The organism is Lysinibacillus canaveralius (assembly GCF_047301505.1).
Lineage (GTDB): Bacteria > Bacillota > Bacilli > Bacillales_A > Planococcaceae > Lysinibacillus_B.
Map to the genome: position 1 here is coordinate 3782501 of NZ_CP154840.1, position 26434 is coordinate 3808934.

A 26434-nucleotide genomic window follows, 5' to 3' on the forward strand; every position below is an offset into this window, starting at 1 on the left:
TTACGATGGAATATCGTTTGATTTTTCGCGATAATCGGCTCTACTATTATATAACCTTTATCAATTAGATACTCAACAAACACTTCGAGGTCTGTAGAGTAGTAACTTAGCTCTTCATGATCATGGAGCTCTTGAATTGTCCAAGACGCCTTTGTCAGCATCACTTCTAATATATGCTGCGCTCCATCATGCGTCCGTGAATTAATGAGGAACTCACTCGCCAAGAATAAAAGCTCCAGGCGCTTTTCTAACGTTTCATTACTCATAACCAATTCCTCATATAACTTATAGACTGCCGGTTCAATCTTTTTGACCTGCGACCAGACAGTCACTTCGGGATAAAGACCGCTATCAATCACCGAAAGTCTTCCTAGATGATGAAGCGAATCGACTACATGATTATATGCATCTAAATATTCGCCTCGCTCAAAAAACTCTTTCCCTTCCAAATACCGGCGAATCAGCTTACTAAATTGAATACCTGTCTTGATTTTACGGCCATGAAAAGGGAACTCTTGTAGTTCAGAACGTAATTTATATAGAAATTCATTTCGATCAAATAGCACTTTACCATAAAAAATCCAGTCAACTAGTTTGCGGTTGGAGCCAATAAACAGCCATTTGCGAAGACGCTTTTCCGTTACTATATGCATTACCATCTTTGTTTCTCCATATAGATAATGCTTTGTAAAGATTGGCTGCTCTCCCTCTTTTACAATAATAAGCAGTACTGAATCAAATGTATCCGTCATATTTGCCGCATCGTCTCGCTTGTTAATCAATATTACACCTAATGTATCAGGATGGCTGGCGCGTTCCTGATAAATAGGACGTAAAACGTGTTCCATAAAAGTACCCCCTATAGTTTACACTACTGCCTAGAAGAATTGTTTCGACATCTGTTTTGCAAATCCTTTTAAAAGATTATAATTCTAAAATAAATCCGTTATATGGTATAGTAACCTTAGAGTAGGAGGCAAATAAAATGAAGAAGTATTCTAATAAGATAAATAAAATCCGCTCATTCGCATTATCACTGATCTTTATTGGCTTCGCTGTCATGTATGGAGCAATTTTCTTCCGTGAAAATCAAATCCTGGTCCTTATTTTTATGACGCTTGGGCTTTTATGTATCATTGGAAGTACAGTGGTATACGGTTGGATCGGTTTGCTTTCAACACGTGCGGTGCAAGTTGAATGCCCTAACTGTGGAAAGCATACAAAAGTTCTTGGTCGAGTAGATATGTGTATGTACTGCAATGAACCCCTTACACTAGACCCAATGCTTGAAGGAAAAGAGTTTGACGAAAGTTACAATAGCAGAAGGAAATAAAGCTGGTCTTGCCGGCTTTTTCTTTTTGCCTTACGAGAATAAAATCTTATTCTTGCCCGTTACCTAAAACCCTCTCCCATATTTCTTCCTGTCATTAGTATGGGGATATTTGAAACTTCCTACATTAACTAAAAAACCTAGCAGGTTACGCTGCTAGGCTGAAAACTATAATGCTTTTTTGCTTTCCCCTGCCATGCATTCCGGACAAGTTCCATAAACTTCTAAACGGTGAGAGTTTACTTGGAAGCCAGTAACATGTGAGGCGAACTGCTCAACCTCATTCAAACCTGGGTAATGGAAATCAACGATCTTCCCGCAGCATTCACAAATCATATGATAATGATCGTTTGTCACAAAATCAAAACGGCTCGCTGCATCGCCGTAAGTCAACTCTTTCACTAAACCCACTTCTCGAAATACACGTAGATTATTATAAACTGTCGCGACACTCATATTTGGAAACTTATCTTCCAGAGCTTTATATATGTCATCAGCTGTAGGATGAATCATTGAGTTAATTAGATATTCCAAAATAGCATGACGCTGTGGAGTAATTCTTACACCAGTAGTCTTTAACGTGTCTAACGCGTCTTTTAAATGCATTTCATCAGACATCGTCATGCACCTCTTTCACTCATATTATTAATTTATAATTGTTACAAATAGTGTATCGAATTTATCCACAGCTTGTCAACAATTCCTTATTTCCAAAGGGACGATATTATAAGAAAAAAGAGTAATAAATAATTCTATTATCAATTAGATAGACTAATTGATAATGAACTCCCCTCCTCTTTATTGAATTAATATCCTTTTAAAATATCAATTTCATTTTCCAGCTCTCGTTCACCCTCCATCCATTTCTGAAGGCTTGGCCTGAAAATATCCAAGCTGCGTTCTACATAACGTGAGGAGTGACTTGATAAATGAGGTGAAATTGTTACATTATCCATCTTCCATAAAGGACTATGAGTAGGAAGAGGTTCTTCCATATATACATCTAAAACGGCATGGGCGATTAACTTTTGTTCAAGCACTTCTGAAAGAATTGCTTCTTCCACTAAATCCCCGCGGCCGAAATTCATAAAGATGGCACTATCCTTCATTACCTCGAAATGCTCACGCGTAAGAAGCCATTGTGTCTTTTCTGTACTTGGCAGCATAGAAATAACGATATCTGCTTTTGATAGATGCTCCAGTAAATTCTGCATAGCAAATGTCTCATTCATATAACTTGCCATTTCACCTGTACTATTGACGCCAATTGTATGTACCTCGAACGCCTGTAAAATCCGCCCTATTTCCTGCCCGATTGCTCCTGGGCCAAGGATTAAAGCCGTGCTGCCATTTAGCTCCGTCAGCCGGATACGCTTATTCCATTCTTCGCGAGCCTGCTGCGCATAAATGCTAGGAAGTCCCCGCTTCAATGATAATATATGCGCTAAAACGGATTCGGCCATTGGCTTTTTATGAATCCCCCGCACGTTGGATACATAAATTCCACGGTCAGCAATTACCTGTGCAGGCATCTTTTCAATTCCCGCAGAAGCAACAAAAATCCACTCCAATTTCTCTGCTATAGCGATTTTCCCTTCATCTAGATCTTCGCCGTATGTTACGAGAATTTGTGCTTCCCGCAGCACTTCCTCTGTAATTCCTTGCTCAAAGATAAATTCCGCCTGCGGAAACTCTTCTATCAGCGGCTTACGTAAATCTTCCCTTGGCTCAAACGTAAAGTAAATTTTCATCGTCATTCTCCTTTTAAATGTGATAACACTTGTTCAATATGATTTTTCACCTTAACTTTACGCCACTCTTCTACAACGATTCCTTCTTCATTAATTAAAAAAGTAGATCGTTCAATTCCCATATATTCACGCCCGTACATCTTCTTCAGTACCCAAACACCATATTCCTCAGCTGCTTCATGGTCTGCATCGACAAGTAATGAGAAAGGAAGCCCATGCTTCTCAATAAACTTTGTATGCTTATCCGCATCATCCATACTTACTCCAAGGATTACTGCATTTAGAGAAGAAAAATCTTCATACGCATCACGGAAGTCACATGCTTCTGTCGTACAGCCGGGTGTCATATCTTTCGGATAAAAATACAGCACTACGTTTTTTCCTTTAAAGTCAGTTAGGCTTACCTGCTCCCCTTTTTCGTTTTCCAATGTGAAATTCGGCGCCTTTTCATTCAGTAACGTCATAAAATCCCTCCATTTTTTCTCTATCGTACCGAATCCTTGCCCTTCTTTCAATTTCTTTGGCGTTCGGATGAAATTCGGACTACAATAGAGCATACATATAGGATTTGGAGGCAGAAAAATGAATCATACAAAATCAGAACAACTCTACAAAGAAGCATGTGAACATATTGTCGGAGGTGTGAATAGTCCATCTCGTTCCTATAAAGCCGTAGGTGGCGGAGCACCGGTAGTCATGGCTCGTGGAAAAGGTGCGTACTTTTGGGATGTAGACGGTAATCGTTATATTGACTATCTAGCAGCGTACGGCCCGATTGTGACAGGTCATGGCCACCCCCATATTGCTAAAGCAATTGCTCATGCTGCTGAAACAGGCGTACTATACGGAACACCGACAGAGCATGAAGTAAAATTTGCAAAAATGCTGAAAGAGGCGATTCCTACTTTAGATAAGGTCCGCTTTAACAACTCCGGTACAGAAGCTGTGATGACAACAGTGCGTATCGCTCGTGCTTATACAGGACGTAATAAAATTATCAAATTCGCCGGCTGCTATCACGGCCACTTCGATCAAGTACTAGTAGCGGCTGGCTCAGGACCGGCTACACTTGGCTCTCCCGATTCAGCTGGTGTGCCTGAATCAGTAGCAACTGAAGTAATCACAGTTCCTTTTAATAATAAAGAAGAATTCACACTAGCGATGGAACACTGGGGCAGCCAAGTAGCTGGAATTTTAATTGAACCGATCGTTGGAAACTTCGGGATTGTTGAGCCGCATCCTGGCTTCTTAGAACATGTACATGCTCTTGCCAAAGAATATGGTGCATTGACGATCCATGATGAAGTCATCACGGCGTTCCGTTTCCATTACGGTGCAGCTCATACAATGCTGGGACTTACACCAGATTTAGTGGCAATGGGAAAAGTAATCGGCGGGGGCTTGCCGATTGGTGCTTATGGCGGCCGAAAGGAAGTAATGGAAACAGTTGCGCCGCTCGGACCTGCCTATCAAGCGGGAACCATGGCTGGGAACCCAGCGTCCATGCTTGCAGGTATTGCTTGCTTAGAAGTGCTGGCACAACCTGGCGTTTATGATGAAATGGACCGCCTAGGGGCCATCTTAGAAAAGGGTATTTTAGAAGCCGCAGAGAAGTATAATGTAACCATTACAGTAAACCGATTAAAAGGTGCATTGACAATTTACTTCACAGATGAGAAAGTAGAAAACTATGAACAAGCCGAGAACTCGAATGGGGAAATTTTTGGCCGCTTCTTTAAACTGATGCTCTCAAAAGGAGTCAACTTGGCCCCTTCTAAATATGAGGCATGGTTCCTGACAACAGAACATACAGAAGAAGATATTATGGAGACGATCGCTGCGGTTGATTACGCATTCTCACAGCTGTAGGCTGCTTACCGGCGAAGCGTCTTCATAGAATATGTAAAGAAAGAGAGGGCTTCATTTTTTATGAAGTTAGGTGCCCGTGTTTTAAAAACTGGTGTCGCTATTGTATTTGCCCTATTTTTAGCTGACCTACTCAATCTGCCTTCGCCGGTATTTGCTGGAATTGCGGCGATTTTCGCCATCCAGCCATCAATCTATCGATCTTACTTGACGATTTTAGAACAGATTCAAGGGAATTTGATCGGGGCGACGATTGCTGTCACCTTCGCCCTGCTATTCGGTCATCATATTGTAGCAGTAGGGATAGCTGCTATTATCGTTATTGCGTTGATGATAAAATTCAAACTGGAAAAGTCACTTTCATTAGCCCTTGTGACAGTTGTGGCTATCATGGAGGTCCAAGGCGATGACTTCTTAATGTTTGGACTGATTCGCTTCTCTACCGTCATGATCGGGGTCTTTGCGGCATTTCTTGTTAATCTCGTTTTCATCCCTCCGCGTTATGAGGTGAAGTTATTCAAGAATATTAACTCCCTTCAGGATGATATTATCCGCTGGACGCGGCTTGCCGTAAGACAAGCGAGCGAGCATACATCGACAAAGATGGCACTAAAAAAACTGAAAAGCCGTATGCATGAAGTTGAAAGTCTATATGGCTTCTATGAAGAAGAGCGAAGTTATTTCCACAATCGAAAATACGTAAAGGCTCGAAAACTCGTGATTTATCGCCAGATGATCATGACTTCCAAACGAAGTCTCGAACTTCTGCAGCGTCTTCATCAGCATGAAAATGAGCTTGCGAATCTGCCCGAGCAGTTCCGTCTAATGATTCAGGAACGCCTTGATTTCTTGCTGACATACCATGAGCAATTGCTTCTTAAATATACAGGCAAGCTAAAACCTGAGCTTTCTCAATGGTCACAGCACGAAGAATATCTGCAGAGAAATGAAGTAATGGAGATTTTCATCAAACAAATTGCTTTATCTCAGGAGCTGGAGGAGGAAGAAACTTTCTCCAGCTACCATTTGCTCTATATTTTATCGCGTATATTAGACTATGAGGAAAACTTAGAACACTTGGATACACTGATTGTGTCTTATCGCAATTATCATGGCAAAGAAAAGAATGTAGATCTAGAGTCGGAATTTTATTAGAAGGATTCGGGTTTTTTAATCCCACCTTCGTTGGAACAGCAGAATATACGGCAAAAAGAAGGGGCTGTCCGATAAGCTAAGCTTATTAGACAGCCCCTTTTCAATCAACTACACATATATACCGTCTAGCAAGGCCGGAAACTTGTGCTGAAAGAAATTAAAATGGATTTGTATTTAGCATGCTTGCCACTTTCACATACATGCGTTGGTTTAATTTCAATTGAGCTACAACATATTCAGCCATATCTTCCGGGTGCATATATTGATCTGCCTTTTCTGGATCGAAGAAAGACTTGTCTGCTACCAGATCTGTTGCAACTGTACTTGGCGCCAGGGCCGTAACGCGGATATTATTGCGTCGTACTTCTTGAGCTAATGATTCTGTCAAACCGATCACACCAAACTTCGAAGCACTGTAAGCACTTGATGTTGCTGCACCGCTCAAGCCGTTTGTAGAAGAAATATTAATAATATCTCCTGCATTTTTCTCAATTAATTGCGGCAGTACAGCACGTGTAACATAATAAGTACCCATTAAGTTCACATCAATCATTTGCTTCCATTCGGCTGGGTCCATTTCAACTAATTTTCCGAAAGTACCAATGCCGGCGTTATTAATTAAAATATCTGCTGGGCCGACCTGTTCTGTAATAACGCCAACCGCTTTTTCTACCTGCTCAAGTGAAGAAACATCCGCTGCTGCGTACCCGACTTTGACACCTAAGCCTTCAATTTCTTTCGCTGTTTCCTGCAGTGCCTCTTCTGTACGGGCGATTAACCCAATATGTACGCCCTCTTTTGCTAATTGTAATGCGATTGCCTTACCGATACCGCGGCCCGCACCTGTGACGAACGCTACCTTACCTGTTAATGATTGTGCCATGCGCTACACTCCTTTTATCAAAATTAAAATTCCATCGTCACTATATCATAGCAATCGTCTTTTTTTAAACGATTCGCTCTCCCTCCAGCTTTTAGCTGCAAGTTATATTAAAAAATCAGTATTATTTTCCCTCAAAAAGAGTAATCCCCCCTTTAGTCCATAGCAAAGGAGCTATCTATAAAAGCATAGCCCCTCCACCCTTAATTCTTCATTTTCGGATCTAATGCATCACGCAGTCCATCGCCCATTAGATTGAAGCCGATTACCGTAAGCATAATCGCCACCCCCGGGAAAACCATCGCCCATGGTGCATTCAGCAGAAACATACGTGCATCTGCGAGCATTTTCCCCCACTCCGGCTGTGGCGCCTCCGCTCCTAGTCCCAGGAAACCCAATGCCGCCGCTTCAATAATAGCAGTAGCTATTGCTAGTGTTCCTTGTACGATGATAGGAGTCATGGAATTCGGTAAGATATGACGCCATAAAATACGTGAATTTTTCATCCCAATTGCTTTTGCTGCATGAATATATTCCTCTTCTTTAATCGCCAGGACACGGGAACGAATTAATCGTCCAAAATTCGGAACATTGATAATCGCAATCGCAATGAGTGCATTACGCAGTGATGGTCCCAAAATGGAAACAACGGCAATTGCCAATAGAATACTCGGAAATGCCAGCATGATATCGAAAATACGGGAGATAATCGTATCAATCCATCGTCCATAATAGCCTGCAATGATTCCTAATAAACTGCCAAAAAAAGCCGAAAGGACGACTGCAGAAATACCGACCGTTAAAGAAAGCCGTGCACCATGCAGAATGCGGGAAAGAACGTCTCTTCCTAAATCATCTGTACCAAACCAATAATCACTGGATGGAGGCAGAAGGCGAATAGCTAAGTTTTGTTCATTAATACCCTGAGGTGCAAGCATAGGGCCAAAGATTGCAACTAGGATAAAAAAGATAACAATTCCTGCCCCCGCGACAGCAGACTTGCTCTTTTTAAAACTCCTCCACGCCTCTTTCCATGGGCCTGCAACTTTTTCCTGCTCTACGGTTTGTGGTAAATCTCGTATGAGTTCAGCCATTTTTTATCCCTCCTAGTTATATTTGATCCGCGAATCGATGGCCGTATAAAGAACATCTACAATGAGGTTAATCATAACAAACAGGAAGGCAATAATTAAAATACCGGATTGGATTACAGGGTAATCCCGGTAGCCAATTGCTTCATATAGATAGCGCCCAATGCCTGGCCAGCTGAAAATTGTTTCCGTTAGAATCGCCCCGCCTAACAGCAGCCCTGTTTGTAATCCAATAACCGTTAAAACTGGAATCAGTGCATTTTTCAGGGCATGCTTATAAATTACTACAAACATCCGCTGCCCCTTTGCTCTTGCAGTACGAATGTAATCTGAACGGATCACCTCCAACATAGAGGCCCTTGTCATTCGTGCAATAATCGCTGTCGGAATAGTAGCAAGGGCCACCCCCGGCAAGATTAAATGCTTCACGACAACGATAAATTGATCAAAGCGCCCCTGTATAAGGGTATCAATTAAATAAAAATGAGTAATTGCGGTTACAGGGTCGCGTACATCCTGGCGCCCTGATGTCGGAAGCCATTCAAGATTAATACTGAAAATCCATTGTTCCATTAATCCAAGCCAAAAAATCGGCATGGATACCCCAATGAGCGCTACTATCATCGCAGTATAATCGAACCATGAATTTTGAAACCATGCTGAAATAATACCAGCATTCATTCCGACGATTACTGCAATCAGCATCGCAAAAAGAGCAAGCTCAAATGTCGCTGCAAGATAGGGCCATACTTCAGCAGCGATAGGCCTGCTTGTCCGTAAAGACTCCCCCAAATCACCTGTCACAATATTCTTCAGGTAATCAAAATATTGGATATACCATGGATTATTCAACCCGAGAGAATCACGCAGAGCTGCGATTGCCTCTGCCGTTGCCTGCTGCCCTAAAATCACTTGTGCAGGATCTCCTGGAATAGCACGGATAATTAAAAAAACGATAATCGTCATACCGAATAGTACAGGGATTAAATGAAGCAGTCTTTTCCCTATGTAGTGAAGCATGATCTTCACTCCTCTCTAGAACTGTTAGAAAAGCATAGCTGCACCCATTTTACTGCCACCAAATGTAGTGAAGAGTACGATATGTTTTCTTATTTTTTTAGAAAAAAAGGGGGGCGTCCCCCCCTTTTCTTTTAGTTATTCCATTGATACATTTGATAAAAGATCTGAACCTGTCGGGTGAGCAAGGAATCCTTTCACCTTTGCGTTAGCAGCCAACAGCGGTGTCGAATGGGCTAATGGAACCCATGGCGCGTCTTCAAAGATGATTTGCTGCGCTTGCTTATAAAGGTCAATCCGCACATCTTCATTCGTTTCCGATTGTGCTGCTACTAACAGCTCATGAACCTCGTCATTTGAGTAGTATGCATAGTTATTACTTCCAATTGTGTCCTTATCTAACAGCGTATACAGGAAGTTATCCGCATCACCGTTATCACCTGTCCAGCCAAGCATGAAGGCATCCGCTTCCCCATTTTTTGCTTTTTCGAGGTAAGTTGCCCATTCAAAAGATACGATTTTTGCAGGCATCCCTATATCGGCAAGATTTTTTTGGATAACTTCCGCAACCTTTGCGCCATCCGGCATATATGGACGTGCTACAGGCATTGCCCATAGTTCAATCTCAGCACCATCGTAACCCGCTTCGGCTAATAGCTCTTTTGCTTTTTCCGGATTATAGTCATAACCTGTGATTTCATCGTTATAGCCGGTAATAGAAGACGGCATTGGGTTGACAGCAGCTTCTGCTCCTCCATCGAAGAAAGCATCGATGATTGCCTGCTTATCAATTGCATGGTTCACTGCCTGACGTACTAATTGGTTATCAAATGGAGGACGTGTATTCGTCAGTCCTAGATAACCGATATTCATTGATGGACGTTCGATTAACTGTAGTGCTGCATCCGCTTCGATGCTTGCGCGGTCAGAAGGGTTAATACCATCTGCCAAATCAATTTCGCCTTTAATCAAGTTCTGAAGACGCGTTGTATTATCAGGAATGACCTGGAAAATAACACGGTCAAGCTTCGGCAATCCTTCTTGCCAATAGTCCTCAAACTTTTCAATCGTGATTGAAGTATTACGCTCCCATGACACAAATTTGAATGGTCCTGTTCCAACCGGATTACTTTCAAACTGGTCTCCATGTTTTTCAAAGGCAGTCGGCGATGCAATACCAAATGGACTCATGGCCAAGTTTTTCAAGAATGGCGCTTGAGGACGGGATAACTTGAATACAACTGTATAGTCATCTTCAGCGATCACTTCCTTGATAATATCCTCACCCTCTGATTTAAACATCGAGTTAAAGTAGTAAAACTTTTCTGCCGTGCCAGCTTTCCAACGGTCAATGTTTTTAATGACGGCATCTGCATTGAAGTCTGTTCCATCATGGAATTTTACTCCTTGCTGCAGCTTAAACGTATATTCAAGACCGTCTTCACTAACCTCCCACTCCTCTGCTAAACCTGGATGGATGGTAGTATCCTGCTCACCGAAGTTCAGTAACGTTTCGTAAATATTTTTGGTTACTTTAAACGATTCACCTTCTGTTGTAATAGCCGGATCCAACGAAGTAGAGTCTCCACCACGGCCAAACACTAATACTTGCGGAGATGCAGAAGTTTCCGTTGTTTCACCTTCCGTTTCCGTATCAGTCGATGTTTCATCTGCACCGTCTTCACTGCAGGCGACAAGGATCAATGCAAACAGTAATAGCAATCCTAGCGACCAAAGTTTTTTGCTCATATGAACTCCCCCTATGTGTGTAACTATCTATCATTATTGCTGCATTTCATTGTGCAAATGACATGCAACAGAATGACCCTTCTTTACTTCCTTGAATGGCGGTGCGGTTACTTTACAGACATCCATTGCAAATGGACATCTTGTATGAAATGTACAGCCTTGCGGTGGATTGGAGGGGCTAGGAATATCCCCTGTCAGCAAGATCTGTTCCCTTTCATAGGTGGGATCCGGAATAGGCACCGCTGACAATAATGCCTGTGTATATGGGTGCAGGGGCGTTTCATACAATGATTCGCTATCTGCCAGTTCCACCATGCGCCCGAGATACATTACGCCTACCCGATCACTGATATGCCTTACTACGCCTAAATCATGGGCGATAAATATATAGGTAAGGTTTAAATCTTTTTGCAGCCTCTGCATCAGATTTAATACCTGAGCCTGAATGGAAACATCCAGCGCTGAAACTGGTTCATCTGCAATGATGAGCTTTGGGTTTGTCATTAATGCCCGCGCTATGCCAATGCGCTGTCGTTGTCCACCGCTGAATTGATGGGGGTATCGTTTGGCATGATAAGGGCTCAACCCGACAATTTCCAAATATTCATGTACGAGTTGTTTACGCTCCTTTGCCTTGCCAATGCCGTGGACAATAAGCGGCTCTTCTAATATCTTCTCAATTGTATGCCGGGGATTTAAAGAGGCATAAGGGTCTTGGAAGACCATTTGGATATCCCTTCTTGCCTTTCGCATTTGTCCATTTGAGAGCGAGGTCAAATCCATGCCGTTAAAGATCACTCTCCCGCTTGTTGGTTCATGCAGTCTGAGAATGGCACGGCCTGTTGTTGACTTTCCGCAGCCTGATTCACCTACAATGCCTAGCGTCTCTCCTTCATACACATCAAACGAAACATCATCAACTGCCTTTACATCTCCCGATTTCGTACCGAATGTCCCCTTATGAATAGGAAAATACTTTTTCAAATTCTCAACTTTCAGCAACAGGTTCGACATGAACTTCACCTCCACTCTTTTCTAGTAAAAAGCATCTCGCTTCATGTCCCTGTGCTGCCTCATAGAGCGGTGGATTTTTCATAGTACAGCGTTCGTGTACAAACTCGCACCGCGGGGCAAATCGACACCCCGCCTTAATCGAACCTGGCTTCGGTACATTACCTGGAATAGAATGCAAGGTCTCTTTTTTAAAACGCATATCTGGGATTGATTGAATGAGCCCTTTTGTGTAAGGGTGCTGAGGATTTTTAAAAATTTCCTCGACAGGCGCCTCTTCTACGATTTGTCCTGCATACATGACGATGACGCGTTCGCACGTCTCTGCTACAATCCCTAAATCATGTGTGATCAATAGCACCGCTGTATTCAAGCGTGCATTTAAATCCTTCATCAACCTCAGAATCTGTGCTTGAATCGTCACATCGAGCGCCGTTGTCGGCTCATCGGCAATCAATACCTTCGGATTACAAGCAATGGCCATTGCAATCATTACGCGTTGGCGCATCCCTCCCGACAACTGATGAGGATATTCTTTCATCAATTCTTCCGGACGTGGCAGACCGACTAGCTGCATGATTTCCACTGCCTTTTTCTTCGCATTTTTCTTAAACCATTTTTTCTCGTGCAGCTGGATCGTTTCGACTAATTGATTGCCAATTGTAAAGAGTGGATTAAGCGATGTCATCGGCTCCTGGAAAATCATCGCTACATCCTTCCCCCGGATTTTTCGCATTTCCCTCTCAGATAATCCTCTCAGATCTCTTCCTTCTAAAAGAATCTCACCTGATGTGACTTTTCCAGGGGGATTTGGTATAAGGCCCATAATAGAAAGGGACGTCACACTTTTACCGCATCCCGACTCGCCTACAATTGCTACAATTTCACCTTCTCGCACAGAAAAATTGATATGTTCTACCGCTTTCACTTTGCCGTCATCCGTAAAGAATGTGGTCTCTAGATCCCTTACTTCCAGCACACTTTTCCGGCTCATCTTCATTCCTCCTTTTTAAAACTAGCATCATCTAGTCTCTACCTGCGGCAAAACTATCATTTGCTCTTTTAGGCATAAAATCAGCACTATATAGTTATGATATTCTCGAAGGGTCTGAGATATTATCATTCTTTCTATTAAATTTTTTTTAGAAATAAAAAAAAGGAATGAGACACTCGGTCTCATTCCTAATCTAATTTTTGAATTTGGAAAAGCTGATAATACGCACCCTGCTTCTTCATTAATTGTGCGTGCGAACCTTCCTCTACTACCTCTCCATGCTCAATGACAAAAATTTTATCTGCGTGGGTAATGGTCGATAAACGGTGGGCAATGATAATAGTCGTCCGGTCATGTGCCAAGCGGTCCAATGATTCTTGAATTAATGCTTCACTTTCTAAATCAAGGGCTGATGTTGCCTCATCCAGGACAAGAATCGGCGGGTTTTTCAAAAATACACGTGCAATGGCTACCCGCTGCTTCTGACCGCCGGATAGTTTCACACCACGCTCCCCTACCTTCGTGTTATATCCTTCCGGCAAGCCCATGATAAAATCATGTGCATTGGCAGCTTTAGCTGCAGCAATCATTTCTTCTTCTGTTGCATCCGGTTTACCCATTAAAATATTCTGTTTTACTGAATCACTAAATAATATATTGTCCTGCAGCACAATGCCAATTTGCGAACGAAGTGACCTTAATGTCACGTCTTTCACATTATAGTTATCGATTTTTACTGCCCCTTCACTCGCATCGTAGAAACGCGGAATCAGACTGACGATTGTCGACTTTCCTCCGCCGCTCATCCCTACGAAGGCTGCGGTTTGGCCCGGTTCAATTGTAAAATCAACCTTCTCTAATACTGTCTTGCCGTCCTCTTCATATTGGAACGACACATTTTCAAATGACAGTTTCCCTTTAGCATCCGCTAGCTCAATTGCTTTCGGTTTATCTTCTACATCATATTTTTCATCCATCAGCTCGAACATCCGGTCCATAGAGGCAATGGATTGCGTTAATGTGGTCGATGAACTAACCAAACGGCGCAACGGTCCATAAAGACGTTCAATATATGCATAAAAAGCAACCATGATCCCGATTGTTAAACCTTCATGAATGACTTGATAGCCTGCATAGGCGATAACAAGAAGCGGAGCAATATCAGTGATCGTATTCACGACAGCAAATGATTTGGCGTTCCAGCGGGAGTGGTCAAGCGCCTTATCCAAAAACTCTCCATTTGTCTCATCAAAAATTGCTTGTTCATGACGCTCGAGGGTAAAGCTTTTAATAATGCTCATCCCTGTAACACGTTCATGCAAATAGCTTTGCACTCCTGCCAGTGCCTGCGAACGCGCACGTGTTAACCCGCGGAGACGGCCGAAGAAATACTTTACGCTAATCGCATAAAAAGGAAGTGCAAGTAACGAAACAATCGTGAGCTTGACATCCATTGAAAACATAATCGCTACTACGATGACAATCGTCGCTAAATCGAGCCATAAGTTCATTAAACCGGTCATCACAAAGCTTTTTGTCTGCTCCACATCATTAATGACACGTGATATAACCTCGCCCGCCCGTGTATTTGCATAATACTTCAAGCTGAGTTTTTGCAGATGTCCATACAGTTCTTTCCGGATATCAAACAAAATGTTGTTACTTAAATTCTGCGCAAAATATTGGCGGTAGTATTCAATAGGTGGACGTATGATGAAAAATAGAACAAGGGCAATACCAATCCATGTAAACAGCTGTCTTGTTTTTTCTTCTGCTGATAGACCTTCTCCTAATAAAATGTCATCTAAAATAATTTGCACAAGCCATGGTAAAAACAATGGTATGGCAAACTTTACAATACCAATGATAATCGTGAGTACTAGCAGCCAGCGATAGGGCTTCACAAAACGCATATATCTTTTTATACTATCCAACGGCTTTTTCACTTCCTCCTATCTCTTATTTACAACGTTACATACTATACCACAATTTGCATGGACAAATGCCTAGCTGTGTCTGAAGCTGCTTTTTTCTAAAAATAAGTCTACTCCGCCTTCACTTTGCTATGACGAAAGGTAAGGATCAATACTTATTATGAGTAATAGTTAGTGCAGAGTAAGCTATATCGGATGTACATTCGCCAGCCCCTCTTTTTCTGTAACCGGTAAAGCGGCATTTTAGTATTTCCTAAAAACAAAAAACACAGGCAAGGCAGCCTGCGCTTTACTACATATATTTATTATTCCTGTTCTGCTTGGATATCGCGATACAATTCATAGCGATTTGTCCAGACTTCGATGAAATCTTGTGCAAACGGTCCTCGCCGTTGTTGAATCCAGCTGATTAATTTTGCCAAGTTGCGCTTTAAAATTTTATCGATTACTTCCGGATATGCCATTTCTTTGCGGTGCTGCTCATATTCATCTTCATCCAGCAGCGAATAGGACATGTCCGGGAATACCTTTACGTCCAAGTCATAATCGATATATTTCAGTGCGTGATTATCGTACACAAATGGTGAACTCATATTGCAGTAATAATACACGCCATCCTCGCGCAGCATACAAATAATATTGAACCAGTGTTCAGCATGAAAATAGCAGATAGATGGCTCCCTTGTAAGCCAAGTACGGCCATCCGACTCAGTGACGAGCGTTTTTTCATTCGCGCCGATGACAATATTTTTTGTCCCTTTCAAAATCATGGTTTCTTGCCAGACCCGGTGGATACGACCATTATGCTTATAGCTATGTATTTGTATCGTTTCGCCTTCTACTGGTAATCCCATTTTGAAGCCCACCTTTTCGTCTACGCTATCTATAATCTAGCAGTCTCCTACTCATTATAGCAATGGATGGATGAAAGGTGTAGTTAGAAAAACATAAATTTCGTAATACGACGTAAAAGTAAGTCGTTTCGCGCTTCAATTTACAAAATATTGTTAATCTTTCAAAGGATCATAAACAGCGTGATACAATTGAAGACCATATTTCCATCACTTAGTAAGAAAGCCGGCATGCCTTTAAAAAGGCACACCGACTTATGCAGGGAATTCATACTGTTAACAATAATTCAACTTAGAAATTGTTGTTTTCGTTGTTGTTATTATTGTTATTGTTGCGGCGGTTTTTTTGATCTTGTTGATTGTTTTGGCGATCAACACGATTGTTTTCGCGCTGCAACTGGTTGAAATCTTGCTCGTTACCGAACTCTTCACGATTGCGTTCGTTATTCTCGTTGTTACGATTATTACGACGCTCGTTGTTGTTGCGGAACTCGTTGTTGTTGTTGTTTTGATTTCGACTCATTATGAATTCACCTCCGTGCTATCTATTGTGTACAAAGGTGTTTTTTTTATTCATTTGATTTCGCGCCAAATTTTCAACATCGGCACAGGCATAGGTAAATCCTCGATTTGTGCGGGTGAAAAAAATTTTTCTGCATTTTTTGCATCCACTTCCACAGCTTCCGCTTCAATGTGCCACGTTAAATGCGAGAAGACATGCTTGAAAGAAATAACAGCAGTTGCTTCGGATTTCATCTCTACATCGTATCGTTCTGCCAATTGCTCCAGTGGATTCTCTTCATTTTTAATCTCAATCATCGGGAACTGCCACATGTTTGCCAAGAGACCATTATCCCCCCGCTTTTCCAATAAGAAGCGGCCTTCTTTATCACGGGCAATATATACTTTATATAAAAGGTTTTTCATCTTTATTTTTTTTGATTTCACTGGAAGCTGTGCTGCATCTCCTGCTTCAAAAGCCCGGCAGTATTCTCTAACAGGACATAATAAACATTTAGGAGATGTCGGTGTGCAAATAAGCGCCCCGAGCTCCATCAATCCCTGGTTAAAGGAAGATGCCTGATTCGGATCGATCAATTCCATCACGGCTTGTTCAAATATTTTTTTTGTTTTCGGTAAAGCAATATCATCATAAATATGAAGGACACGGCTTAACACTCGCATGACATTTCCATCCACTGCATGTTCGGGTTTGCCATATGCAATACTAAGAACAGCACCCGCTGTATATGGACCTACGCCCTTTAGCTTTGAAATATCCACGCGATTGTCTGGAACGACTCCGCCGTAAGTTTCTACTACTTCCCGTACACCCGCCTGCAGATTTCTTACACGGGAATAGTAGCCAAGTCCTTCCCATGTTTTTAAGATGTCTTCTTGCGGTGCATAAGCGAACACTTCGGGGGCCGGAAACTTTTCCAGAAAGCGTTTGTAGTACGGAATAACTGTGTCCACACGCGTCTGTTGGAGCATTACTTCAGAAACCCAAATCTTATAAGGATCTGTCGTTTGCCTCCATGGAAGATCTCTTTTTTCTCTATTAAACCAATCGACTAATTCTTTGCGAAATTCTTCTTTATATTCGTAGTTCACATTATTCTCCTATTATTTCGATTTTATTTTCATTAGAAAGGGTATATTATTAAATACAAAGGGAAATGTTAATTTTTTCCCATATACGTTCGTGTGTTGGCTGCAATATACAAGGAGTTGATTGTTTTGGATACAGGTACACACTTAGTCATGGGTATTGCAATCGGAGGAATAGCACTTGTCGATCCTGTCGTCTCGGAAAGCACGGCAATGTTCGGGGCTGTCATGGCAGGTACCATTTTAGGACAGCAGGCACCTGATGTCGATACAGTTTTAAAACTCCGCAATAATGCAATTTATATCCGTCATCATCGAGGAATTACACACTCGATCCCGGCTGTGTTGCTATGGCCAATTGCAATTACGGCTATTTTATCGCTAATTGTGCCCGACGCCAACATATTTCACGTATGGATGTGGACCCAATTAGCTGTGTTTCTCCACGTCTTTGTTGATATATTCAATGCATACGGCACACAGGCATTTCGGCCTTTATCAAAAAAATGGGTGGCCCTTGGTGTCATCAATACATTCGATCCATATATTTTCGGATTCCACTGCGCCGCTATCCTATTCTGGATATTAGGCAGTGACCCGGTTTGGACATTCGGTATCATGTATATGGTAATTGTCGGCTACTATATTTTGCGTTTTCTGGTTCAGCGTGCGGTAAAGAAGGCTGTTCATAATGCGATTCAGGATGAAGAATATGTCATCGTCGCACCTACAATGCGGTTCTTCTACTGGCGTGTTGCTGCGGCTTCTAAAACACATTACTATGTAGGGCGTGCCTACCGTCGCTCGGTTAATATTTATGATAAATTCGAGATTGTGCCATTACCTCGCACACCCCATGTTAATGCTGCTATGCGGGATATAAATTTGCAATCCTTCGTCTCCTTTTCCCCTTTATATCGCTGGGAAATTTCTGAATTGCCGGGCGGATTGACAGAGGTACGCCTGATCGACCTGCGCTACCGCAGTAACAATCGGTACCCTTTCGTAGCCATAGCTCATGTAAATGATGACTTGGAAGTGGTGAATTCCTATACGGGGTGGATTTTCAGTGAAGACAAACTTCAACGTAAATTGCAGATTGGGACGAGCGATTAAGACCGCCACCTATAAAGTAAGGAGGCTCACGTAAATGCGTGAGCCCCCGCCTGTTGAAAAACGCTTGCATCCTTCGTTGCTTGCCTCGCTCGTCCGCTCATGCACTTAAGTTCTATTCGCGTCTTCGCTCATCGGGGCGCCTTGTCTGGCAAGCGTTTTCAAGACAGGCTGAGTGAAACAGTACTTTCAAGAATTACTGAAAACCGTGAAGACAAAGTCAGGAAAAGACTTTGCCTTCACTTTCAGGCTCACGCAAATGCGTGAGCCTTAGTTATTGTAATGTATCATCTGATATATCAAGCAGATGCGCGTATTTTGGATTTTTTGCCGCAAAAAGATGCAGCTTATCTCCATAGCTATTGATCAGCTGACGTACAAGGTTTGCTGTATAATCTGCTCCTCGGAAAGCATATCCTGCCTTTGCTGATGTTGCTTCGTAATCACTCCACAAAAGCTCCACCCACACGCGAGCTCGTCCTGCCGGCATATGTGGATTTTTTGCTAACAGCTCTTCAGTCAGTTCCATGATATGTTGTTCCATTTTATTTCCCTGCCTTTACTGGTGCTAAAATTGAAACAGGCAGCGCTTCTTCATAGCGGTCGCCGCCCAAACGGTATCCCCATGCAAACCGGCCCTTTAAATATTCCACTTTAAAATATTCACCAGGTGATCCGTCAATTTTATACATCTCGCCGGGTACAATTGTCTCAAGGTCTACCAAATATGCAGCCGCCATCAATGCTTTTCGCTCATAAACGGCATACTCATTGACGATCCCAAGCTGCTCTGCTTTTCGTGCCTTTTCCTTTAATTGTGCGATTTCTTCTCTTAGTTCATGCTCTGTCATCGCTGCATAGTTTTTTTCCATCATGTTTCTTCTTGCTCCTTTTCCTCGATAAAACGATTGATGATTTCTATTGGGAAGCCCTTCTGATAAAGGGCTTGTTTTACTTTTAAATTACGTTCCGTTCCAGAAAGCTTGTTTGCGAACTTCCGCCAGATTTTTTCTCCTTGTGAAACGATCAACTCTTCCCATTCATCGTCTCCGCGCTCTAATTCAATCCGTTCCAGTACATCAGTGACAATGCTGAAGGAATAACCTTTTCTCATCAGTACATCTTGGATTTTCTGCTTAAGCTGTGTCGGGGTTTTTCGGCTGCCTGCACGTACTTCTTTTTCCGCAAGCTGCATCGCAATCTCCAACTGCTCCTCTTGTGTGAAGGTTTCCAGTACCTCATCTTGTAAGGATTTGTCGATCCCCTTTTTCTTTAAATCCTGCCGAATAGCACGCGGTCCTTTTTTCAATGTGCGCTTCTTCGTTTCCAGAAGCGCCTTCGAATAGGTTTGATCGTTCAAAAAGCCAAGGGACTCCAGCTTTCGTACTGCTTCTAGAACTACTGCCTCTCCATGACCCGCGTCCAGCAGTTTTTTCTTTACTTCATATTCGCTGCGCATTTGGAAGCTTAAAAAATGAAGGGCCTTACTGAATGCCTTAGCGATTTCATCCTCATAGTTGATTTCATCTACGTCGAATTGCTCAAGCGTCTTTCCTTTCATCAGCCCAAATTTGATTAGGATGCCTTCATCCACCGCAAACGCATACTCGTCATCTAAATAAATATTATAGCGCTCTTGATTATTTTTTTGACGTGTAATTTTTGTAATGGTTTTCATGCGCTCACCTTCCCTTTTCCTAGTATACAACTTTTTACGAAACGTTTCACGATTGGCTATAATAGGGGAAATGGAAGAAAGACGGAGGTGTGTAAATGAAAGTAGCAATTACAGGCGGCACGGGGATGGTCGGAAGCAGGCTTTGTGAAATACTGAAAAAGCGTGGGGATGAAATCATCGTTCTTACCCGCGGTGAGTCTAAAATGAAAAACGGTATCCCTCATATAAAATGGCTGAATGGCGAAAAACCTGAATCCTCGCTTGAGGGAATTGAGGCGTTCATCAACCTGGCTGGTGTCTCATTAAATGAAGGACGTTGGACGACCGAACGGAAAGAGGCCATTTATAAAAGCCGTATGGATTCAACTGATGAAGTCCTGCGCATCATCCAACATTTAAAGGTAAAACCAGACGTATTAGTAAATGCGAGTGCTATTGGTATTTATCCTGCTTCTACCACATCGGTCTATACAGAGCAGTCAAAAGAACAATCAACAGACTTTTTAGGAACTACTGTCACCGATTGGGAAACTAAAGCGCTGGAGGCAAATGATTTTGGGGTGCGGGTATGCATGACACGGTTCGGCGTCGTTTTAGGACGAGGCAGCGGAGCGCTTCCTCTCATTGCGCTGCCTTATCAGCTCTTTGTCGGCGGAACAGTGGGATCGGGAGAACAATGGCTTTCCTGGGTTCATGTAGATGATGTCTGCGGAGCTATTATTCATGCGATGGAAACACCAGAACTCGAAGGACCAGTCAATGTTACTTCTCCTAATGCCAAGCGAATGAAGCAATTCGGCAAAACAGTCGGGCGTACATTGAACAGACCGCACTGGCTTCCTGTTCCCCGCACTGCTCTCAAGCTTGCTTTAGGTGAGAAAAGCCAGCTTGTGCTCGAGGGGCAATATGTCGTTCCAGAAAAACTCCTCGCATCCGGCTATCGCTTTCAATTTGCTTCGTTGGAAGATGCCATTATTGATTTATATAATTGACTCGGGAGCAGAAGGAGTAGCGTTCTCCTTTTGCTTATTTTGATTAACCACTAAAAAGAGTATATACGTGCATTTCCTTATTCTTTATAAAAAATATCTACATCTATTCACTTTTTCAATCGACAGTTTTTAACGGAACTTCCTTTTAAAAAAACTCGTATAGCAAACTGTCCATGAAGCAACCTACGTAATAAAAGCGAAAAGGAGGTTGCAATTTTCATGAAGAAAATCGTCGGATTTATCGTCAGTATGTCGATTATTTTATTTTCCGTTGTTTCGTTTGCTTTTGCAGATGAACTGCATTGGGGATTTAAGAAAGCAACAGGCGGTGAACAAATCGAGATGAGCAGTGAGCTTGAAAACATGCTAAAGAAGCATAACGCTGTCTATCGTGGTGATCCACAAGCTAAAACCATTTACTTAACATTTGATAATGGATATGAAAATGGATTTACTGAAAGCATTCTGGATACGCTCAAGGCAGAAAAGGCTCCTGCTACATTTTTCCTGACAGGACACTATGTAACGAGCGCTTCTGATTTAGTGAAGCGAATGGTCGATGATGGGCATATTATCGGTAACCACTCGGATAAGCACCCGAACATGGCCCGCCTTTCTGAAACAGAAATGGTGACAGAGTGGCAAAACTTCGATAAAAAGCTGAAAGAAGTAACCGGCATTGAACGCACTTATTATACGCGTCCCCCGGAAGGCGTATACAATGAAGAACTGCTGGCAGTCGGGATCAAGCACGAATACCGCCATATTTTCTGGTCCATTGCGTTTAAAGACTGGGAAAAGGATGTACGTCGCGGTGGAGATTATGCGTACAATGAACTCATGAAGCAGCTGCATCCAGGTGCCATTATTTTAATGCATACAGTTGCTGAAGATAATGCAGAAGCGCTGCCGAAATTCATCAAAGATGCAAAAGCTCAGGGCTATACATTCGGTTCATTGGATGATTTAAAATAGGCCTGTTCCAAAGCATGGTTCACCGTTCTAAACACGTTTCTTTTCATTGCGGCATGTCTCCGTTATAATGATGGGATGAACATAAAGGACGTGAAAAAAGCAATGAATCAAGCAACAATGGAAATTGGTCAAAAATTTCCGTTAACAATCAAACGGCTCGGCATCAATGGAGAAGGTGTCGGCTTCTATAAGCGTAACGTCGTCTTTGTAAAAGGAGCCATACCTGGTGAAGAAGTAACCGTTAAGGTGACAAAACTGCACCGTAATTTTGCCGAAGCAGAAATTTTGACGATCCGTAAACGCAGCGAATCTCGACAAGAGCCAAAATGCCCAATCTATGAGCAATGTGGCGGATGCCAGCTGCAGCACATGACATATGAAGCACAGCTTATGAACAAACGTGATATCGTTGTACAGGCGATGGAAAAATACGCGCGTGATATCACAGAAAAAACCGAGATCCGTCCGACACTTGGTATGGACGACCCTTGGCATTACCGTAACAAAAGCCAGTTCCAAGTACGAAAAGAAGGCAAACGTGTATATGCCGGCCTTTATGCAGAAGGCTCGAATAAGTTACTCAACATTAATGACTGCCTTGTACAAAAGACAATTACTTCCCGTGTGACAGTGGATGCACGAAAAGCCCTGCAAAAGCTAGGACTCTCCATCTACGACGGAAAGTCTTTAAACGGGCTGGTGCGTACAATTGTTGTACGAACAGGAGTCCGCACAGGGGAAACGCAGCTTTGTATCGTGACGACTCGCAAGGAATTCCCTCATAAGGATGAATTCATCGCACGCATGAAAAAACTGCACCCAGCTATTGTTTCGATTACACAAAACATCAATCGTGAAAAAACATCCCTCATTTTCGGGGATGAAACAATCGTTCTAGACGGGAAAGAAACGATTCACGAAAAGCTTGGTGAATTCGCATTCGATTTATCATCCCGCGCTTTCTTCCAATTAAATCCTGAACAGACTGTTCATTTATATAATGAAATTAAAAAGGCGGCCGCCTTAACTGGTAAGGAAACCGTTGTCGATGCTTATTGCGGCGTCGGAACGATTGGGCTTTGGCTTGCAGGTGATGCAAAAGAAGTACGCGGTATGGACATTGTTCCTGAAAGTATCCAGGATGCGAAAGCGAACGCCCGCAACCACGGATTCAAGCATGCCCGTTATTATACGGGAACAGCAGAAGACTGGCTTGCACGCTGGCGCCGCGAAGGCTTCACACCGGATGTGGTAACAGTGGACCCGCCGCGTACCGGCCTTGCCCCTAGCTTTATCAATACTGTACTGAAAATCAAACCAAAACGCATCGTCTACACATCCTGCAACCCTTCTACATTGGCGAAGGACTTGAAGGAACTGACGAAGCTGTACAACGTCGAATATATCCAGCCGGTAGACATGTTCCCGCAAACGGCACATGTTGAGGCAGTAGCAAAGTTGACTTTGAAAAACCAAAAATAAATCCAAAAACACATCCCAGCCAAAATCGGCTGGGATGTGTTTTTTAGATGTAACTCTCTTAAAAATAACCGCTTCTCCCTACTCCTCTTGGATAAATATTACCTGATCAAATCCGCATTCCTTACAAACAAGCAAATGAGGGCAGATTTGGTCTCTTGCTGTATTCGAATAGCCGTCCCCCATTTTGACAGTTTCTTCATCATTGTAGTGACCATAGGGATCTAGATAATCAGAAACCTTGCCCGAATCTTCCAGCGGCTTATTGCAGTTGGGGCAATTTTTATTTACTTCTTTCAATGCATTACATAATGGACACATTGCCATAGGGATCACTCCTTGCCCTTGCTTTAGCTCCCCTGCCTTGCCCTCTGGAACCTTGATAATTTCTCATCGGAAAATGGCTGTCTGCAGGAGTCCCCTTTATTTTCTCCCTTATTCCCTGTAAATAAAACATGCCCTGCCCTGAAACAATTTTCTTTTGCTTCCTCTAAAACACCGTTAATAAAATTTACTTTTTCTCTATTTCCAATTCAAGGAATTTATTGACTGTCTCTGCATAATCGCTTTTTGGATATGTTTGATAAAGGTCCCCTGCCAGCTGAATTGGATCACCAAAAAAATACCTTTCATACTGCGTCTGTCTCGTTCCGAACGCACTCATCGTCAAATCCCAGGCAAGGCGGAAGATTTTGACCCTTTCCTCTGCCGGCTTGCTCGCCCCTTGAAGATACTGGTCTAAATCCGGACGAATTGAAGATTGAAATGCTTTTTCTGTAGGCAAGGTAATCATCCCGCTCGCACCAATTATTTGAACAATTTCTGTAAAGCGCGGATAGAGCTTCGAAAAGACTAGACCCGCTACTTTCAACGAGACAATATCCGGTCTCATAGTTCCGCACGCATCCAACACGGCATCGTTTTCCGACTTTTCCACAAGTGCCTTCACTGTTTCCAACCCGATAATAATTTCCGACATTTTTTCTTGTATATGCAGATACTCTTTGACATTAATTGTTTGAACCAGCAGTTCAGCAACTCCTAAAATGAACTCTCCTTTGACTATTTGGCGTGTCAGTGCTTGATGCTTTGCAAAATGATGAAAGGCGCTTTGTGACGAAAAGTTTCCAGCAGCCTCCGCATTTTTATAATAAAATACACGTTCCCATGGTATCATCACATTATCGAAGACGACGATCGAATCCATTTCTTCATACCTCGAGCTTAATGGATGATCAAATGAAGATTCCCCGCCGATGAATGTATCCCTGCAAATAAAACGAAGCCCCTTTGTATTTGAAGGAATAGAAAAAGCAAAGGTTTCCTCTTCCTCAAACGGAAATCTTCCTGCACTGAACACTAGTACCTCGTCAGTCAAACCACCTTGTGTCGCTAGAAGTCTGGCTCCCTTAATAATAATTCCTTCTTCATTTTCTCCGACAATTTTAGCAGCAACGGGTTCACCCTCTTTTTCTACGTAAAACTGGGATCTGTTCACTTGAGGGGTAATAAAGGTATGTGTAATCGAAAGATCCTGTTCCCTCGCTAACTCATAAAATGCCTGAAGATTTTCGGGAAAGCAATGCTCTTTTCCATTAAGCAACGGAGCAGAAGAGGCAAAACTCATCAGTACCGAATTTAGATAGTCCGGGCTTCTTCCCATAATACCGCCTGTATGCCTTGCCCAATGCTCCATCATTCTCCGTCTTTTCAGTAAATCTTCCTTTGTTTTTGGCTGCAAATAAGACATTCCCACACGTTCTCCCGAAGCAGGTGAACGAAACGTCATTATCTCCTTTATGTCAGGGTGATGCTGCAAATCGTATAAAGACGCCTTCGCCTGAATAATTTCTTTGAAGGCAGGATGCTCAGAAATTTTCCCTTCAATCTTTTCTCCATCAAACCAGATCTCACTATTTAAACGGTCTAACCGGGCAATAAATTCCTTTCCATGTATCGCGCCCATTTTCCCACTCCCTAAAGAAAATTGATACTTACTTAAAAATATATGCAAGAAAAAAAGAGATGTATCTAAAAGGAATACTTATACTTATGGAGAAACTAGGCTATTTCCCTATGAGAACAAAAGATTTTTCCGCACTTCTTAGGCACTCACCATCTATCTTCTCTCCCCATATTCTCAATAAAAAAGAAAAGAGGGTGAGTATGGGGGTGAACTAATTGCTTTCCATTGGATATACGTTCTATTTATTGCCCTCATCATTGGGTTTATGGTAAAACGGCTTGATACAACGCTTGATCGGAGATGGATTAGAATTATGATTGTAACTATTATTAGCTTTTATGTAAGAATAAAAGGAAGAAAAACACCTCCTGTTGGCACTGTATATGCAGTATTTGCAGGGTGAGATATAGGTGGAACTGTTTTTCTGGAATTCTGTCCTTTGGTAATTTTTTAGAGCGTATCGTACTTTCAGTTTTGATTTTACTATCGTCAATAAATCGCATTAAAACGGAATTAGTGATTATAAGTTTTTCCAATCAGTGGGTTTGGAGCAGATTACATTTCTCTTTTATTCGACAGAAGCAATTTTTAGAGGTACAGTTGATGCTAACTAGTTAGGAAATGGCGCAATTGGCACAGCAATTTCAGGCATAAAAGATTTTCATTTCTTAGGAATAAGAAGGTAGTCTTTTTAATAATGATTCTCTTTTTTCTCTTCAACAAACCTGACCGGTCAGCATCATATGATTTTCGCAATAAGTAGTATTAATCTTTTCTAAACCAATGCCTCTGCTGCTTCAAGCATAACAATTAAAGTAGAAACTTATCAAAATGCGCACCTTATTAAAAAGGGATTTATAAAAATGAAGTATTTGCTTTTTCATATTTGATACTCACTGGACCCAGGGCTTCTCTACCCCACTGATACACAAAATACTCCCCCTTTCATCAAAGCTGTAGTTTTGATACCCACCCATTAGGACTGAATGAG

General features: G+C 42.3%; 26 protein-coding genes (1 of these 26 only partly in view). 7 read left to right on the plus strand and 19 right to left on the minus strand.

The genetic code is table 11. The annotated features are described in order from the left end of the window. Positions 1 to 848, minus strand: the 5' portion of a protein-coding gene (locus AA0Y26_RS19200; RefSeq protein ID WP_413363614.1) for a nucleotidyltransferase-like protein. 46 nt of this gene lie to the left of the window's left edge; 848 of the gene's 894 nt are visible here — the first part of the coding sequence; its start codon is at positions 846 to 848; the stop codon falls past the left edge of the window. A 137-nt stretch (positions 849 to 985) separates the two neighbouring features. Between AA0Y26_RS19200 and AA0Y26_RS19205 the strand changes: the two genes are divergently transcribed. Beyond that, positions 986 to 1333, plus strand: a complete 348-nt coding sequence (locus AA0Y26_RS19205; RefSeq protein WP_413363615.1) for a YgzB family protein — start codon at positions 986 to 988, stop codon at positions 1331 to 1333. 165 nt (positions 1334 to 1498) lie between these two features. Here the strand turns inward: AA0Y26_RS19205 and perR are convergent, their stop codons facing one another. The 3 genes from perR to bcp form a co-directional block, all read right to left on the minus strand. Beyond that, positions 1499 to 1954, minus strand: a complete 456-nt coding sequence (gene perR / locus AA0Y26_RS19210; RefSeq protein WP_413363616.1) for a peroxide-responsive transcriptional repressor PerR — start codon at positions 1952 to 1954, stop codon at positions 1499 to 1501. 182 nt (positions 1955 to 2136) lie between these two features. Beyond that, entirely contained in the window at positions 2137 to 3081 is a 945-nt protein-coding gene (locus AA0Y26_RS19215) for a D-2-hydroxyacid dehydrogenase (protein ID WP_413363617.1), read from the minus strand. A 2-nt stretch (positions 3082 to 3083) separates the two neighbouring features. Next, positions 3084 to 3545 (minus strand): thioredoxin-dependent thiol peroxidase, encoded by a 462-nt coding sequence (bcp, locus tag AA0Y26_RS19220; RefSeq protein WP_413363618.1) that lies wholly within the window; start codon positions 3543 to 3545, stop codon positions 3084 to 3086. A gap of 118 nt (positions 3546 to 3663) precedes the next feature. Between bcp and AA0Y26_RS19225 the strand changes: the two genes are divergently transcribed. Beyond that, the gene (locus tag AA0Y26_RS19225) at positions 3664 to 4950 is read left to right on the plus strand and encodes a glutamate-1-semialdehyde 2,1-aminomutase (RefSeq protein ID WP_413363619.1); all 1287 of its coding nucleotides are present in this window, start codon (positions 3664 to 3666) and stop codon (positions 4948 to 4950) included. Between the two features lie 60 nt (positions 4951 to 5010). Further along, entirely contained in the window at positions 5011 to 6102 is a 1092-nt protein-coding gene (locus AA0Y26_RS19230) for an FUSC family protein (RefSeq protein ID WP_413363620.1), read from the plus strand. A gap of 157 nt (positions 6103 to 6259) precedes the next feature. Here AA0Y26_RS19230 and AA0Y26_RS19235 read toward each other — a convergent pair whose 3' ends face one another. The 10 genes from AA0Y26_RS19235 to mutY form a co-directional block, all read right to left on the minus strand. Beyond that, positions 6260 to 6985 (minus strand): 3-ketoacyl-ACP reductase, encoded by a 726-nt coding sequence (locus AA0Y26_RS19235; protein WP_413363621.1) that lies wholly within the window; start codon positions 6983 to 6985, stop codon positions 6260 to 6262. 200 nt (positions 6986 to 7185) lie between these two features. Further along, positions 7186 to 8076, minus strand: coding sequence for an ABC transporter permease (locus AA0Y26_RS19240; protein WP_413363622.1), 891 nt, complete (start codon positions 8074 to 8076; stop codon positions 7186 to 7188). 12 nt (positions 8077 to 8088) lie between these two features. After that, positions 8089 to 9093, minus strand: a complete 1005-nt coding sequence (locus tag AA0Y26_RS19245; protein ID WP_413363623.1) for an ABC transporter permease — start codon at positions 9091 to 9093, stop codon at positions 8089 to 8091. 135 nt (positions 9094 to 9228) lie between these two features. Next, positions 9229 to 10839: an ABC transporter substrate-binding protein gene (locus AA0Y26_RS19250; protein WP_413363624.1), complete on the minus strand. Its 1611-nt coding sequence runs from the start codon at positions 10837 to 10839 to the stop codon at positions 9229 to 9231. Between the two features lie 33 nt (positions 10840 to 10872). Beyond that, positions 10873 to 11853: an ABC transporter ATP-binding protein gene (locus AA0Y26_RS19255; protein ID WP_413363625.1), complete on the minus strand. Its 981-nt coding sequence runs from the start codon at positions 11851 to 11853 to the stop codon at positions 10873 to 10875. After that, positions 11828 to 12844 (minus strand): ABC transporter ATP-binding protein, encoded by a 1017-nt coding sequence (locus AA0Y26_RS19260; RefSeq protein WP_413363626.1) that lies wholly within the window; start codon positions 12842 to 12844, stop codon positions 11828 to 11830. Before AA0Y26_RS19260 ends, AA0Y26_RS19255 begins: the two co-directional genes overlap by 26 nt. Before the next feature lie 188 nt (positions 12845 to 13032). Beyond that, the gene (locus tag AA0Y26_RS19265; RefSeq protein ID WP_413363627.1) at positions 13033 to 14757 is read right to left on the minus strand and encodes an ABC transporter ATP-binding protein; all 1725 of its coding nucleotides are present in this window, start codon (positions 14755 to 14757) and stop codon (positions 13033 to 13035) included. A 326-nt stretch (positions 14758 to 15083) separates the two neighbouring features. Beyond that, entirely contained in the window at positions 15084 to 15632 is a 549-nt protein-coding gene (locus tag AA0Y26_RS19270; RefSeq protein WP_413363628.1) for a DUF402 domain-containing protein, read from the minus strand. 289 nt (positions 15633 to 15921) lie between these two features. Beyond that, the gene (locus AA0Y26_RS19275) at positions 15922 to 16152 is read right to left on the minus strand and encodes a hypothetical protein (RefSeq protein WP_413363629.1); all 231 of its coding nucleotides are present in this window, start codon (positions 16150 to 16152) and stop codon (positions 15922 to 15924) included. Between the two features lie 50 nt (positions 16153 to 16202). Beyond that, positions 16203 to 17243, minus strand: a complete 1041-nt coding sequence (gene mutY, locus AA0Y26_RS19280; protein ID WP_413363630.1) for an A/G-specific adenine glycosylase — start codon at positions 17241 to 17243, stop codon at positions 16203 to 16205. A 126-nt stretch (positions 17244 to 17369) separates the two neighbouring features. On the opposite strand from mutY, the gene AA0Y26_RS19285 reads away from it, so the two are divergent. After that, positions 17370 to 18356: a metal-dependent hydrolase gene (locus AA0Y26_RS19285; protein ID WP_413363631.1), complete on the plus strand. Its 987-nt coding sequence runs from the start codon at positions 17370 to 17372 to the stop codon at positions 18354 to 18356. A gap of 271 nt (positions 18357 to 18627) precedes the next feature. Here the strand turns inward: AA0Y26_RS19285 and AA0Y26_RS19290 are convergent, their stop codons facing one another. From AA0Y26_RS19290 to recX, 3 genes are read right to left on the minus strand one after another with little or no spacing between them, the layout of a single operon-like run. Further along, positions 18628 to 18897, minus strand: a complete 270-nt coding sequence (locus AA0Y26_RS19290; protein ID WP_413363632.1) for a YfhJ family protein — start codon at positions 18895 to 18897, stop codon at positions 18628 to 18630. A gap of 1 nt (position 18898) precedes the next feature. Further along, positions 18899 to 19228, minus strand: coding sequence for a YfhH family protein (locus AA0Y26_RS19295; protein WP_413363633.1), 330 nt, complete (start codon positions 19226 to 19228; stop codon positions 18899 to 18901). Further along, positions 19225 to 20031 carry a recombination regulator RecX gene (gene recX, locus AA0Y26_RS19300; protein ID WP_413363634.1) on the minus strand — a complete coding sequence of 269 codons (807 nt, stop codon included), beginning with the start codon at positions 20029 to 20031 and terminating at the stop codon, positions 19225 to 19227. The genes AA0Y26_RS19295 and recX overlap by 4 nt, the downstream gene beginning before the upstream one ends. 95 nt (positions 20032 to 20126) lie before the next feature. Between recX and AA0Y26_RS19305 the strand changes: the two genes are divergently transcribed. The 3 genes from AA0Y26_RS19305 to rlmD all read left to right on the plus strand — a co-directional run bounded on the left by AA0Y26_RS19305 (position 20127) and on the right by rlmD (position 23480). Further along, complete coding sequence (locus AA0Y26_RS19305) at positions 20127 to 21023, plus strand: TIGR01777 family oxidoreductase (RefSeq protein ID WP_413363635.1); 897 nt, start codon at positions 20127 to 20129, stop codon at positions 21021 to 21023. A gap of 213 nt (positions 21024 to 21236) precedes the next feature. Beyond that, entirely contained in the window at positions 21237 to 21998 is a 762-nt protein-coding gene (locus tag AA0Y26_RS19310; protein ID WP_413368319.1) for a polysaccharide deacetylase family protein, read from the plus strand. A gap of 102 nt (positions 21999 to 22100) precedes the next feature. Continuing rightward, entirely contained in the window at positions 22101 to 23480 is a 1380-nt protein-coding gene (rlmD, locus tag AA0Y26_RS19315) for a 23S rRNA (uracil(1939)-C(5))-methyltransferase RlmD (RefSeq protein WP_413363636.1), read from the plus strand. Between the two features lie 78 nt (positions 23481 to 23558). On the opposite strand, the gene AA0Y26_RS19320 is transcribed toward rlmD, so the two are convergent. Further along, a complete protein-coding gene (locus AA0Y26_RS19320; protein ID WP_413363637.1) occupies positions 23559 to 23804 on the minus strand; it encodes a hypothetical protein in 246 nt (81 codons plus the stop codon). Positions 23805 to 23988: 184 nt separating this feature from the next. After that, positions 23989 to 25443, minus strand: a complete 1455-nt coding sequence (hpaB, locus tag AA0Y26_RS19325; protein ID WP_413363638.1) for a 4-hydroxyphenylacetate 3-monooxygenase, oxygenase component — start codon at positions 25441 to 25443, stop codon at positions 23989 to 23991. Between the last annotated feature and the right edge of the window lie 991 nt (positions 25444 to 26434).